The organism is Stutzerimonas stutzeri KOS6, assembly GCF_000307775.2.
GTDB lineage: Bacteria > Pseudomonadota > Gammaproteobacteria > Pseudomonadales > Pseudomonadaceae > Stutzerimonas > Stutzerimonas stutzeri_B.
Window position 1 is genome coordinate 190767 of sequence record NZ_KK020675.1, and the last position, 13409, is coordinate 204175.

Here is a 13409-nt window from a genome sequence, read left to right on the forward strand (position 1 = left end):
GCGCTGCCAGTGTCTGACAGGTTTAATCGTCGTATGGATTGTTGGGGTCGTGCGGATCGAGACGGTGCCCATCCGACGAATACAGGCCGAACCCCGCCTCGCCGTGGCGCAACTCCGTGCTCGGTTGCGAGAGGTCGTCGCTACCCTTGCCAAAACTACGAGCCACGAGCAGCAGGCACACCAGCAGCAGCGCCAACCAGAAGGCGGTATAGAGCAGCACTCCCAGCACAGCGAGCTTGACGATCCACACCAGCGCGGTCGCAACACCGTTCGGCGCACCAGCCGACACCAGCCACGCGGCCACCCGCCGCTCACGACGCACGTAGCCCCGCCATCCACGGCCAAGCCAGCGGCCAAGGCGTTCTGCGGTACTGCTACGGGTTGTCGTGTTCATGGTCGTCACCTGCTGCATGTGAGATGGCTATTCCCGTTTGCTCCAATCCGGCTTGCTTGCCCTTACCAATGCGTTCCATTCGTCTGGCGGGTTTCCGCGTCCGAGCATCTTCTCGAACACCGCATAGGGGTCTGACTTGCTCCCCGATGACCGCAGGGTCTGTTCGTCGTTGACCCAGGCGTACACGATGACCTTCGCCTTCGAGTCGTAGCGGAAGAACAGCCGGTACCGCCTTCCGAGCTTGGCCCGTCGCCAGTGGCGATAAGCCGGCCCCATGGTGTTGCCCTGGCGGTACTCGTCTCGCGCTGGATCGCCCGGCACCACGTCTTGCATCAACTGGACCAGGGCCCGGAAGAACTTGACGTTGGTGTTGGACCCGAAGCCCTCCGGGTCGTTCTCTTGTGCGCGCAGCACGGCCGCACGCAGCTTCATCAACTGCTCGATCAGGTTGTCATGGAACAGCAGCGTCCAGCCATGCTGTTGCATCAGATTGCCACGTCTTCATCGAAATCGTCGCCCAGGACCACGTTGTGGCCCGAATGCTCCAGCATCGTGCGAGCCAGATCCTCCGGGAGCCCACGAACATTCCGGCCAGCTTCGATATCGCGGGCCAGCAGGCTCAGGAACGCGGCTATGGCGGGGTCTTCGTGCTCGGCGTCGGCACGGGTCACGACGACTTCGCCGTCACGCAGGTCGAACGCAACCTTGCCGCCGGTATCCACACCCAGGGCTTGCCGGATGGACTTGGGCAGCGTGATCTGGCCTTTGGAGGTCAGCGTGGCGACTTCATGAATGACAGACATGGCAACTCTCCCGATAGCGATGCCTGTATCGTAAGGAATTATCCTTACCTTGTCAATATAGGGGCCCATGGTGTCCTTCCGAATCCAATATACGGCCCATCGTAGGGCGGGAACAGCGAGCCTTCCCGCATCAAACCGGCTTTGCCGCACCCCGCATTGGCGGTGGACGATCGATGCCCGTCGCCCTATACCCAAAGGCTTAAGGGCCAAGGGGCCAAAAGGGGAAGGGAATGGGGTGCAAGGGGAAAGGCCCTACCCGAAAAGGCCAAAAGGCCTCCCAGTCGGCCCGTCATTAGGACACCTCACATGCTCTCCCTGTTCCAGCGAAAACGGCCCCCGGTCGCTGCCGCACCGACGCCACCACCCGTCACCGCCATCCCGAAAGGGCTCCTGCGTCCTGAGTCGGCCGCATCGCTGCTGGCCACCCCACGCCGGCAGAAGCTGCTGGAGCACATCTGGCAGCGCACCTCGCTCTCACGCAGGCAATTCGCCACCCTGTACCGCACGCCCCTGGAACGCTACGCCGAACTGGTCCAGGCCTTCCCGGCCTCCGAGGCGCATCACCATGCCTACCCGGGCGGCATGCTGGACCACGGCCTGGAGATCGTCGCCTACAGCCTGAAACTGCGGCAGTCCCATCTGCTGCCCATCGGTGCCAGCCCCGAAGACCAGGCGGCGCAAGCCGAGGCCTGGACCGCTGCAGTCGCCTATGCCGCGCTGCTGCATGACATCGGCAAGATCGCCGTCGATCTACACGTCGAACTGGCCGACGGCAGTACTTGGCATCCGTGGCATGGCCCGCTGCACCAGGCGTACCGATTCCGCTACCGTGATGACCGCGAGTACCGCCTGCACAGCGCCGCAACAGGCTTGCTCTATCGCCAACTGCTCGACCGCCACGTCCTGGACTGGCTCAGCGACTATCCGGCTCTCTGGGCACCGCTGCTCTATGTGCTGGCCGGTCAGTACGAACATGCCGGTGTCCTGGGAGAGCTCGTCGTGCAAGCAGACCGGGCGTCGGTGGCTCAGGAACTGGGCGGCGATCCGGCCCGCGCCATGGCAGCGCCCAAGCACGCACTGCAACGCAAGCTGCTGGACGGGTTGCGTTATCTGCTCAAGGAAGAGTTGAAGCTGAATCAGCCCGAGGCCTCCGATGGCTGGCTCACCGAGGAAGCGCTGTGGCTGGTGAGCAAGACGGTCTCCGACAAGCTGCGTGCTCACCTGCTTGCCCAGGGCATCGATGGCATCCCTGCGAACAACACCGCAGTGTTCAACGTGCTACAGGATCACGGCATGTTGCAGCCTACACCGGACGACAAGGCGGTTTGGCGGGCGACCGTGACCAGTTCCAATGGCTGGTCCCACTCGTTCACCCTGTTGCGTCTCGCGCCCGCGCTAATCTGGGAAGCTGGCAAGCGGCCGTCGCCTTTTGCCGGCACGGTGGCGATCGATACGACACCCGCGGAAAACGAGGCCGGTGCGCCAGCCATCCCACCTTCGGCAGTGGCGAAGTCGGCCCCGAGCGGCGCGGAAATCTCGCCTTGGGAAGACAGCAGCATCGCCCCCACTTCGCCGCCCGTAGCCCAGCCCGTACCTGACGTTATGGAGGACATGTTGGCCACGGTGGGCATGAGCGACACGTCCGGCACCCGACAGGAAGCAACGGCTGCCGCGGGCGCGGCACATCCGGTACGCACCGAACCATCCTCGAAGGCAGCACACCCGTCGGGCGAACATTTCATGGCGTGGCTGAAACAGGGAGTGACCTCACGCCGACTCATCATCAATGACGCGAAAGCGCTTGTGCATACGGTGAGCGACACAGCCTATCTAGTCAGCCCAGGCGTGTTCCAACGCTATGCACAAGAATACCCGGGGGTCGGAACGCTTGCCAAACAGGACAACCAGCAGGATTGGCAGTGGGTACAAAAGCGCTTCGAGCGGCTACAACTTCATCGCAAACATCCCAATGGCCTGAACATCTGGACTTGCGATGTCACTGGTCCTAGAAAATCCCGCCGACTGCATGGCTATCTGCTGGAAGATGCATCCCAGTTGCTCGCCGAGATTCCGCCCAACAACCCTTATCTCTCAATCAAGTCTGAATAAGCGGGGATCAACAGCTCAAATCGAGACACAGCCACGTCTCGCTGACCCAGGCGAAAAATTGTGGTCAGTGTCGCATCGCCTCCACCCGCAGGCTGCCGGCGAACAGCCAGTTCTTCCACCGTTGGAATATTCGCTTCCGAGGTGTTGGCCTTCGGTGGCGTTTCGGACTGGCCGCAGCCACGGCCAGAAAACAGCGCAAGTGACGAAGTTCCATGCGTCCCGCCCCTCACCGGAGGCGTGAGCCAGAGACGGGAATATTTAGGGGCTCTCCACGTCTTCGGCGTAAGGAAATTTACTTCGAAGCTTCGTCAATAGACTGACGGATGGACGCATATGTCTCGGAAAAGAGCCGCTGGGCTTCCCCATAGCTCTTTTTCGTGGTCTCCCATACCTCGGCCGAGGCTTTTGAGACCCGGGCCTTGGTCTCCTCCACATCTGCATTCAGTGCAGCAATACGCGCTTCAATGGCTGTGCGCTGATCCGCCTCAAGCTTGGCCGCGTCGGCTCGCAGTCCCGCAAGCGCTTTCTGCTGCGCCTCAAGTTCCGCCTCCAATACGGCGCGGCGCGTAGCGATGCTGGCCTTGCTTTGTTCAAGATATTTGTCTCGGGCGGCCTGAAAGGCGGCCCAATCATTGTCGAGCCCCTGACGTGCTTCGGCAATCTGGGCATCGCTCCAGCTCTGTGCGTTGGCTGCAGCATCTTGAGCCCGGCGGCGATAGGCATCCCGCTGCTTGCGCAGATCCGCCAACGCCGCATCGGCCTTGGTGCGTGCCTCGCCCCGGAGCCTGCTGGCATCTTTTTCCAAAGCGGTAATGTTGGCATCAAGCTGGGCCAGCCGATCCTGCGACCACGCCAGTGCTTGGTGAACCCTTGAGGGCTCCTTCTGTGTGGCGGCTGAATCGGCCTGTGCTCCTACATTTTGCGCCAGGGCGGGATGAGCCGACAACAACGCTGCTTGGGCAAGCAGCGCCAAGGCGATCGTGGAAAAGCGAAGTTTCACGGTGATTTCTCCTGATGAGCCAAAACAAAAGCAACGTGGCGTCTAGGTTCAGATAACCTTGGAAAAGGCATCCTTGATTTTCTGGACCGTGACGGCGTGAGCAGCCTTGGCATCGGCGAACCCCTGCTTGACGGCACGCCAGGATTCATCGCCGGCGTCCTTGACCTCACCGATACGCTCCTGGAACTTCTCGGTCTCGGTAGAAAGGTGATCGAACGCGGTATCGAGTTCGCCGCGGGCCTTCTCAACGGCATCAGCCGCCTGGTCACGCAAATCCTTTAGCGAGTTTTGCCACGCTTGCCGCTGTGCGTGCGCACGGACGACGACAATGCTACGCACGGTTTTCACTTGGTCGCCGGTCGTGGTCACAAACTGCTGGAGGGCGGACTCGACTTCAATCCATTCGGCTTCGAGCTTATCCTGAATTTCGCCCGCTTCCTGCTTCGCGGTGTCCGCCTGGGCGCGCAAATCATCGTAGTACTGCTGTAGTTTCGCGCGGGACGCCGCGAGGCGTGCGCGAGCTGCATCGGCTTGCTTGCGGGCATCTTCCTTGATATCGGCGGTCGATTTCTCGACCTGGGAAAGAATGGCATCAGTCTCATCGAGACGGTGCTTCGCCCATGCGATGGTCTGGTGTATGTAGGATTGGAGAGTCATGGTGCATTTCCTTTCAATTGGAGAGAGATCAATGGAATCAGGCGGGGCCTGTTTTTCGGTCCGTGCCGTCACCGGCCGGCCAAACAGCAAGAAAGCCGCTTCGGCAGAGATCGTGGATCATGTCCGTGATTTGCTTGGTGGCTTGGTTCCGCATGCTTTTCCAGTCCATACCACGGAGCATCACGCCCCGCAGAAACCTGAAACTGAAAATTGCCGTCAGAATTGCGATGACGCGCAGCCGCAGCCCCTCGTCATTGGAGGATCGACCGCTAAATTGGCTGGCGGCATGTACTAGACGTTCCTGCAGAGGAGTGATCGCGCGTTCATGAATCAGGGCGAAGGCGTCGTCGTTGTCGTAAGCGCAACGGGCCACGAATGCCGTCCAGGCATGCGGCTCGGCATCCTCCAGCATGGTGTGGAGCAGTTGGATCAGCGCATGCTCGAAGCGAACGGAAAGCTCAACGTCCGATGTATCGTCGAGCAGGGCCGCAGCCTCACCGAAGCGATCGGCCGCATATTCGGCGATCATGTCCGCTGCTGCCAGATAGAGTTCCTTCTTGCTGCCGAAATGGTAGGGAATGGCCGACAGCTTGGTTTTAGCCGCCTGGGACAAGGCGCGTGTGGTTGCCCCCTCGTAGCCAACGGCAGCGACAACATCAATCGTCGCTTCGATCAACTGTGATCGGGTCCTGGCACTGCGGGCCTCGTGGCCGCTGGTTGTCTCGGCATGATTTGGCATACATCCTCCGGCTGTTCCGATAAAAATATAGTTCATACGAACGATCTTTTCAATGGTAATGGAACTGCGAAGAATTGGGGGACTCGTGGCCAGTGGCAACGGTCGTAGGGGTCTCAAGCCGATGAGGGACGTCGCCTGGCTGATCCGAAACTACTTCGAGGGCATCGTCGCCTGGACACAGCCCCACCAGGCTGACGGCCTCCTGGAAGCCCTGAATGGGTCCTTCCAGGTCACCAAGCGCCAAGCGCGTGGCCGGATCAGCTTCGAGAGGATGAGCACAGTGCTCTTTCGCATCGCCCTTAGGCTCGACTTCACCCGGATCAACCCTTATGCCGCTGAACCCACTCGTCCCCCTGCTGCGAGAGTGCAACCACGCACTGGTGCGAGCGAGCGCCACCATCCTGTGCCACCAAGCGGGCAGGAGCGCCCAGCTCGCGCGGCTCGCCGCGCATGGCCCGCTGCGTCGCGCGGAGAATGTCGCCGCGCTCGCCCAGGGCGCGCAAGGTCTTCTCCGCGTCCGCATGGACGGCCCAGGTGCCGAGCTGCATCTCGTCGGCCAGACCCAGGCGCTGCAAGCGTTGCAGGCGGCCGATCAGCAGCAGGCGCTGGGTTTTCGTGATGCGGGGCTACCGGTTCAACATCAAAGCGTCATCGTTATCGGGTTAGGCTGTAGCGGTTGCTGTCAAGACCGACTGGCTCCGGTGCATTGCGAAAATCGTCTGAATGCGACGGCTGCGCCGCTAGGAATTGACGGGCAGCATCGGACACCGTGCCGCAGTCCGCGCCAAAGACCATAACTGTTTGCAGCAGAGTGATTCCGCTTCGGCGCAAGAGTGCGGTTTCAGACCGGACAGGTCTTAGGTAAGAGTGAAATAGTCACAATGCGCCCTGGTTGGCGAGGGCATTGAAGACGGTCAGGAAAGCGCGTGGCTTGAGCCAGGAAGCGTTCTCCGACGTGTCGAGCCGCACCTACATGAGTACGCTGGAGCGCGACCTGAAAAGCCCGACCATCAGCAAGCTGGACGAACTGTGCGAGGTGATGGAAGTGCATCCGCTCACGCTGCTGACGCTGGCCTATGCTGGCGACAGCACGCGCAAGACCGATCAGCTCCTGGCGCAGGTGCGCCAGGAGCTTGAGGCCGTATTGAAGGAACGCGACACGCCGTAGTCGCGCATCGCGCCACAGGCTGGCGAGCTACAGACTGGCCACGCCGCCATCGACCAGCAATTCCGTTCCGACGACGAAGCGCGATTCGTCCGAGGCGAGGAAGACGGCCGCCTTCGCCAGTTCCCACGGCGTTCCCATACGGCCGATGGGCACCAGCTTGCGGATTTCATCCTGCATGGCGCTCTGCTGCTCGGGGGACAGCCCGAGCTTGCCAAGGGCCGGGGTTTCGGTCGGGCCTGGACTCAAGCCATTGACCCGGATGCCGCGCACGGCCAGTTCGGCCGACAGCGTGCGCGCCAGCGACAGCAGGCCAGCCTTGCTGGCGGCGTAGGCACTGCTTTGTGGCAGGCCGATATGGGCGCTGGTCGATCCGCACAGGATCACCGATGCCGGATCGGCCAGCAGCGGCAACAGCGATTGGATCAGGAAGAACGGGCCTTTGAGGTTGATCGCCATGAGCCAATCCCAGGCCGTCTCGTCCCAGTCCGACAGCGGCCGGTGGGTGACATCGCCTGCGTTGGCGTACAGCACGTCCAGTCGCGGCCACTGCTGTGCAAGTACCCGCGCCAATTCGCACTGCGCACCGATGTCCCCCGCGTCCGAGCGAATCGCCAATACGCTGCCGCCCAATTCCGCCCGTGCGCGTTCCAGTGCTTTCTCATCGCGGCCGGTGATGGCGACCGTGGCGCCTTCGGCGATGAACTGCCGGGCAGTCTCCAGGCCGATGCCGCTGGTGCCGCCCGTGACCAGGGCGAATTTGTCTTGCAGTCGGTTCATGTGTGCTTTCCTGTGATTCGGTTGGAAAGCCACATTCTTTTCCCAATGGTATCCTTTGCATAGTAGGCACCCAGTGGATACAAAGGAGGCTCCAGGATCGTCATGCCCGGTCACGCACCGCCCACCAAATCGTCGTCTTCGCAGCCATCGGGCGCGGCCGAACCTTGCCCGATGGTGAGCTTCGTCAACCTCGTCTCGGGCAAGTGGGCAATTCCTATCCTGTATCGCCTGATCGTGATCGGTGCGCCCGTGCGTTTCAGCGAACTGCAACGCGCCGTCGCCCCGATCACGCAGAAGGAACTGACGCGGCAGCTACGCCTGTTCGAGCGCCGAGGGCTGGTGCAGCGCCGGATCTATGCCGAAGTGCCCCCCCGCGTGGAATACCAGATCACGGCGCTGGGCCGTTCGCTGCGCCCGACGCTGGACTCGCTGGCCAACTGGATGCGGACACATGGCGGGGAATTGGCCGGGGACGATTAACCCCGGTGCGCCCCGCCGCGATGGGCGGTGTGTCGGTGAACCGTCCTTCGTGACGCACAGGCGACGAACCGCCAGCGTCGGGGACGGCATGCTTTGGCACAACCTGCCGCAGCAAGCCGGGGCGTAGCCCCGCACCCTCCCTATTGCGGCGGGGTGCCGCCCAAGCGACGAAGGCTCCGTCTGCGTACAACCTCCAGAACTGGCGATTCATCGCCGCGCGATCTCCCGAGGCCAAGGCCCGCCTGAAGTCGACAGCCTTCGGACAGCGGAAGATCGTGGATGCCTCCGTCGCTTTTATCGTCTGCGGTACGCTGGCCGCATAAGAACCCGAAGTCGAGATCCGGTTGATCGAGGCGCCGCTGTCGCAGCAGATCAAAGGGACTGAACGATGTCTAGCGCTGAGTGGAACGCTCTTCCCGCTGTGTCATGTCCTCTTTCAGAATGCGCTGGATTTCCAGCACGGCCGCCGCGTTCTGCTGCACGCTGTGCCCCGAAATGATCACTTTCTCAGACTGCGCGCCGGGAAGATGAGCGCTGCGGTAAGGCACGAGACCATCATTGGAATCAACGAGGGCCACGTCGGCATTGTTCTGGGCCACGATCGAGTGATAGCGCACCTGGGCAGAGATGGGAAAGCTCGCCGCCGTGCGCACGAAAGGATCGTTCTCGTCGAGGTTGTCCACACTATTGGGAATATATGCCAGGCTTTCATGACTGCTGGCCACCGCATCGGGTGCCAATGTGTGGGCGAGTTCTTCGAGCACAGTAACAGGGAAGCGGATGAATCCCGCCATCCGGCGCCCCAGGCGCCCGCCTGCGACCGACGTGCCCCGATGGGGCGCTGCGATGAAGATGGCGCGGTTGACATGCGGAAAGGGCTCGAAACGCAACATCGGATCTATGCGCTCGATCTGCTGCGGCGTCAGCCGACTGTGATCCGCAGCAAGCTGCACCAGCGACTGATCGGTTGACGACACCATCAACCGCGCGATGACGCCGCCCATGCTATGCCCCACCAGTACCAGGTCGGACGATGCCGGCGCCTGGCCGGATGGGTCGAAATGCGCCAGCGTATCCCCGATCGCCCTGCGAATCATCGCGTGATTCAAGGCGATCGGCATGTTGGTCGGGTAGTAGACCTGCCAGATCTGGTAGTGCTGGCGCAGCGCCTCATCACCGAGGATTTCGTTGGCGAGCTCTACCCAGGCTTCCGGGCTGCTGGCCAGTCCGTGCAGCATGACGATGATCCGCCGGTTCGGATCGTAGGGCTGCATCAGGTAGACGTGCGGGCGGTCGATACCACCCTCGCGCCCAAGCAGACTGCGAAGCGACTGCCGGTTGAACTTGGCACGGGCCAACCACACGCCGTAGCCGGCGGTGAAATTGGCCGCCAATGGTACGCGCTGCCCGCGCAGCATGATGACCGATTCCACATAGGGATCATGCACCGTCAAACGGACGGTACGGGTGCGCAGTACGCTATCCAGATTGTCTCCGTCCGGGTGCAACAGAACCGTCATGGACGGTGCGGGCATCTCGCTCCAGGTTAGAGGCTGCTGGTTGCATTTGGCCGCTGGCCGGCCATCCCGGGCGGGGGCGGAAGTCAGGGGGTCGTCCGGCATGACCGCCACCAGCTCGGCGCCGAAACCGTCGCGCCGGTAGAGGCTACGCAGCCCGCGGAAAGAAAGGGACGAGGCTGGCAGCAGTTCGGCTGGCACCGCCGTATTGCCTGGCAAGCGCGCGCTGCGCATATCCAGTTTCAGCTCCCAGCCTGCAATATTCCAGCTGGTCTGGGCTGGCAGCTGCATCGGCATTTGCTGCCGAACTTCAAACAGGCTGGTGGCGGCATGCTCGACGGCATAGTTATACCAATCCCGTACTTGTGTCTGGCGATCCTCGAAGGCTCGCTCTCCCGGGGTATGGTCGCCGAGGAACAGGTAGGCATAGGCATAACGAATGGTCTCAAGCCAGGCGGCTTGTTGCGCTGATCCGGGCTTCATGGCTTGTGCCTGTGCCAGCCAAAGTTCGGACAGCGCGGCCAGGCGCCGATCCGTGCCAACCCCCGACACGGCGGCCAGGGCCTCGACGCAATCTGCTGAGACCGGTTTTGCGCAAGCCTGCGCATCCAATGCCGCCACCCTGATGGTCTGGACAGTCGCATCGCTGAGCTTGCCACGTGTCAGGATGTCGCCGCGCTTGAGTTCGATGGCTTCCTTGGCTGTCAGCGTATGAACCTCGACTGCAGGTGCGAACTCGCGCAGGATCGAGCAGCCCCCCAGCAACAGAGGAGCTATGACAAGCCATGCTACAAGACGGCAGGAGGATTGCAGGAGTCTCAAGGATGTACCTCGTCGGTCCGAACGCCAGGCACACCCTGTCGAATCGACGTCGAGAAATCATCCCCCGATGCATCAGAAGCCAGTGCGCGTTCGTTGATCTGCCCCAGCGCCTGCAGTTCGGCGTAGCGATGGCCGGGCGTTAATCCATGCAGGTCGTAGACGTATTCTGCAAAGTGCCCGGACAGCAGCAGGCGATAGTCCATCGGTAATGCGGGCGCAATGAGCCGAGCCAACTCGAATACGATGGTCGTGCAGTTGCTGGTCAAGGTGTTGTAAAAGCGCGGTGTGTCCCGTAGTTCATTGGCTGTGTGCAGGTACTCCAGAAACAACGCGCGCACATTCGCCTGATCCATCTGCAACCGATAGAGATAGACATCCTCGCCTCGCGCATTGCTGCGCGTACGCACAATGTCACGCTCATCGGCGGCTACCAGTATCTGCTCGAACTGACGGAAGAATCCGCCGACCTCCGAGAAGGATTCGTGGCGCTCCTTGCGTATTTCCAGCGAGAACACTACCCGCTCACCGCCATCGAAGCCGAACGACACCAACGTGTGAGCAATGTGCGGCCCCATCCAGTAGGAAAGCACCAGGTCGGCGCTGCGCAGGCGGTTCAGGTCGTATGTGCGGCTCTCCCAACGCTGTGTGTAGTCGGTTTCGCTGCGCCACTCGAAGTTGCGGACATTTTTCAGGTAAACATGGTCGCCGTCGATCCTGGCCTCCAGCAACTGGGCGACATCGTCGGCCCATAGGCGATGGTGCGAGGGCTGCAAGGTGCTCCACCACACCGCCAGAATAGCGACGGCGCATGCAAACACCGCTGCCGTGAGATTACGCGCGGCTCGGCCAGGCAGGCCTGTCAGCGCCACCACCATCGAAAGGCCTGCGGCCGTCCACAGCACAAGGGCGATCAAACGAATAGCTGGCTGCGGCACCTGATGCCACAGAGCCAGTACGCCCCACGCAGTCAGCAGTAGCACCGCAAAGCCGATCACCAGGCGCACAGGGAGTTGCCTGGATTTTTGCCTTACCCTGTTCATCGAGGCTGCAAAAGCTCAAGCAGCAATTGCCGATGTGCATCCCGTAACTGCACCAGCGATATGGAAGGGTTGCCCCTGGATAGCATCGAAGAGTTCAGCCACAGCAGTGCGGGAGCGAGCGCCAGCGGGAAAAAATGCTCAGTCAAGACCCCCGGGCGAATGATGCCCCGGTCTATATTGCGTTGGATGATGATCTTTGCACGCTCTCGCAACCCGCACGCAACTCCCTCGCGCCAATGCTGCACCAGCGTCGGCGCTCATATCAACAAGGAGATGAAGTGGGCTTGACAGCACTTGCAAGCAGGAAAGGAAGGCCTGCGGACATCGGCCACGAACTCCGCATTGCGTGGGTGGCAGCTATCCCCTCCTCTGCAACCAGACCCTCTTCAGCCCGATACCCGTACGGAACGTGACCATGCCCCCAGCTTCCCTGTTGTTTCCTGCGTTCAGCTTGCGCACTGCCTCGTTGGCCCTGAGCGCCGTCGTCTTGACCGGCTGCATGTCGCTCGCTCCGGCGCCAGACACCCCGCCGCTGCCCGTGCCCGAAGCCTGGCCTGCGCATCTTGGATCAGGCACCGACGGCGCCCACGCGGGAGAGCTTGCCTGGCAGGCGTACTTCACCGACCCCCTGCTGCAACGCCTCATCGAGACCGCGCTGGAGAACAACCGCGACCTGCGCTTGGCCGCGCTGCGCGTCGAGGAAGCCAGCGCCACATTCCGCATTCAGCGCTCGGATCGTTTTCCTGCCGTGGGCGTGGGCGCCCAAGGTGGACGCGCGCGCGTCCCTGGCGATCTGAACATGTCGGGCCGATCGCAGGTGGGCGGCGAGTATCGGGCCGAGGTGGGTTTAAGCACCTGGGAGTTGGATCTGTGGGGCCGGGTTCGCAACCTGGAGGACGCCGCCCTGCAAAGCTGGCTGGCCTCCGATGCGGCGCGCCAGGCCGTCCATCTGGCGCTGATCGCCCAGGTGGCGGACGGTTATCTTGGCTTGCGCGAGATCGACGAACGCGTGGCTATCGCTCGGCAAACCGTGACAACCCGCGAGGAGTCTTATCGTATCTTCCGGCGCCGCGTCGAAGTCGGCGCGACCTCGAAGCTGGACCTCACACAAGTCCAGACTTTGCTGAACCAGGCTCAGGCGCTGCTCGCCCAGCTTGAGCAAGCCCGCGCCACGCAACTGCACGCGCTGGCGATGCTGGTGGGTGCCGATCCTGGCCCGCTGCCCACCAAGGTGCCCTTCGATGAAACGACGGTGCTGGCTGAGCTGCGGGCCGGTCTGCCTTCGGAGCTGCTGGTCAGTCGCCCGGACATCATTTCCGCCGAACACCAATTGCGTGCCAGCGATGCCCACATCGGCGCGGCCCGCGCGGCGTTCTTGCCGCGCATTGCGCTGACTGGCAGCTTCGGCACGGCCAGCTCCGACTTGAATGGCTTGTTCGATTCCGGCAGTCGCGCCTGGACCTTCATGCCCACCCTGTCACTGCCCATCTTCGATGGCGGGCGCCGACGCGCCAATCTGGAACTGAGCGAAGTGCGCCGCGACATCGCCGTCGCCGGATACGAAAAAACCATTCAAACAGCCTTCCGCGAGGTGGCCGATGCGCTGAGCGCAAAGCACTGGCTGGCTGAGCAGTTGACGATCCAGAGAGCCAACCTGGAAGCGCAAAGCGAACGCGCACGGCTGGCCCAGTTGCGCTACGACAACGGCTCGGCCGCCTTCCTGGAGGTGCTGGATGCCCAACGCGATCTGCTGGGTGCCCAGCAACAACTGGTACAGGCGCGCCGTGCGCTGCTGTCCAGCCAGGTGGCGCTGTATGCCGCGCTCGGCGGCGGCACCCTCGCCGCAACCGGCGAGGCACAGGGTGCGGCCTCGACCCCCGCTTCCACCCCATCAACCCGTTAA

13 protein-coding genes and 3 pseudogenes are annotated in these 13409 nt (G+C 62.3%); 6 read left to right on the forward strand and 10 right to left on the reverse strand.

Annotated features, from left to right (window positions below):
* Positions 1 to 22: 22 nt before the first annotated feature.
* From B597_RS24835 to B597_RS24845, 3 genes are read right to left on the reverse strand one after another with little or no spacing between them, the layout of a single operon-like run.
* On the reverse strand, positions 23 to 394 hold the full coding sequence (locus B597_RS24835; RefSeq protein ID WP_024161569.1) for a DUF3742 family protein: 372 nt from the start codon (positions 392 to 394) through the stop codon (positions 23 to 25).
* 27 nt (positions 395 to 421) lie between these two features.
* Positions 422 to 880: a type II toxin-antitoxin system YhaV family toxin gene (locus tag B597_RS24840; RefSeq protein ID WP_003296509.1), complete on the reverse strand. Its 459-nt coding sequence runs from the start codon at positions 878 to 880 to the stop codon at positions 422 to 424.
* Positions 880 to 1197, reverse strand: coding sequence for a type II toxin-antitoxin system PrlF family antitoxin (locus tag B597_RS24845; RefSeq protein WP_003296510.1), 318 nt, complete (start codon positions 1195 to 1197; stop codon positions 880 to 882). The genes B597_RS24840 and B597_RS24845 overlap by 1 nt, the downstream gene beginning before the upstream one ends.
* 306 nt (positions 1198 to 1503) lie before the next feature.
* Here B597_RS24845 and mobH point away from each other — a divergent pair, with 306 nt between their 5' ends.
* On the forward strand, positions 1504 to 3306 hold the full coding sequence (gene mobH, locus B597_RS24850; RefSeq protein ID WP_003296511.1) for a MobH family relaxase: 1803 nt from the start codon (positions 1504 to 1506) through the stop codon (positions 3304 to 3306).
* Between the two features lie 292 nt (positions 3307 to 3598).
* Here mobH and B597_RS24855 read toward each other — a convergent pair whose 3' ends face one another.
* The 3 genes from B597_RS24855 to B597_RS24865 are packed head-to-tail and all read right to left on the reverse strand — an operon-like array spanning position 3599 to position 5738.
* The gene (locus tag B597_RS24855) at positions 3599 to 4306 is read right to left on the reverse strand and encodes a hypothetical protein (protein WP_003296512.1); all 708 of its coding nucleotides are present in this window, start codon (positions 4304 to 4306) and stop codon (positions 3599 to 3601) included.
* A gap of 48 nt (positions 4307 to 4354) precedes the next feature.
* Positions 4355 to 4963, reverse strand: a complete 609-nt coding sequence (locus B597_RS24860) for a sll1863 family stress response protein (protein WP_003296513.1) — start codon at positions 4961 to 4963, stop codon at positions 4355 to 4357.
* A gap of 37 nt (positions 4964 to 5000) precedes the next feature.
* A complete protein-coding gene (locus B597_RS24865) occupies positions 5001 to 5738 on the reverse strand; it encodes a CerR family C-terminal domain-containing protein (RefSeq protein WP_223123710.1) in 738 nt (245 codons plus the stop codon).
* 22 nt (positions 5739 to 5760) lie between these two features.
* Between B597_RS24865 and B597_RS47480 the strand changes: the two are divergent.
* Positions 5761 to 5970, forward strand: a pseudogene (locus B597_RS47480) (transposase); the annotation flags it as partial.
* A 160-nt stretch (positions 5971 to 6130) separates the two neighbouring features.
* Here the strand turns inward: B597_RS47480 and B597_RS47230 are convergent.
* Positions 6131 to 6328, reverse strand: a pseudogene (locus tag B597_RS47230) (DUF3363 domain-containing protein); the annotation flags it as partial.
* 266 nt (positions 6329 to 6594) lie between these two features.
* Between B597_RS47230 and B597_RS24875 the strand changes: the two are divergent.
* Positions 6595 to 6870, forward strand: coding sequence for a helix-turn-helix domain-containing protein (locus B597_RS24875; protein ID WP_082321452.1), 276 nt, complete (start codon positions 6595 to 6597; stop codon positions 6868 to 6870).
* A gap of 27 nt (positions 6871 to 6897) precedes the next feature.
* Here B597_RS24875 and B597_RS24880 read toward each other — a convergent pair whose 3' ends face one another.
* Positions 6898 to 7647, reverse strand: coding sequence for an SDR family oxidoreductase (locus B597_RS24880; RefSeq protein ID WP_024161572.1), 750 nt, complete (start codon positions 7645 to 7647; stop codon positions 6898 to 6900).
* Between the two features lie 171 nt (positions 7648 to 7818).
* Here B597_RS24880 and B597_RS24885 point away from each other — a divergent pair, with 171 nt between their 5' ends.
* Together B597_RS24885 and B597_RS46170 are read left to right on the forward strand one after the other, a co-directional pair.
* Positions 7819 to 8127, forward strand: a complete 309-nt coding sequence (locus B597_RS24885) for a winged helix-turn-helix transcriptional regulator (RefSeq protein WP_226924937.1) — start codon at positions 7819 to 7821, stop codon at positions 8125 to 8127.
* Positions 8128 to 8270: 143 nt separating this feature from the next.
* Positions 8271 to 8441 (forward strand): annotated as a pseudogene (locus B597_RS46170) (nitroreductase family protein); the annotation flags it as partial.
* Positions 8442 to 8519: 78 nt separating this feature from the next.
* On the opposite strand, the gene B597_RS24890 reads toward B597_RS46170, so the two are convergent.
* Positions 8520 to 10466 (reverse strand): esterase/lipase family protein, encoded by a 1947-nt coding sequence (locus B597_RS24890; protein WP_024161574.1) that lies wholly within the window; start codon positions 10464 to 10466, stop codon positions 8520 to 8522.
* Positions 10463 to 11506, reverse strand: coding sequence for an Lnb N-terminal periplasmic domain-containing protein (locus tag B597_RS24895; protein ID WP_024161575.1), 1044 nt, complete (start codon positions 11504 to 11506; stop codon positions 10463 to 10465). The genes B597_RS24890 and B597_RS24895 overlap by 4 nt, the downstream gene beginning before the upstream one ends.
* A 415-nt stretch (positions 11507 to 11921) precedes the next feature.
* On the opposite strand from B597_RS24895, the gene B597_RS24900 reads away from it, so the two are divergent.
* Positions 11922 to 13409, forward strand: coding sequence for an efflux transporter outer membrane subunit (locus B597_RS24900; RefSeq protein ID WP_024161576.1), 1488 nt, complete (start codon positions 11922 to 11924; stop codon positions 13407 to 13409).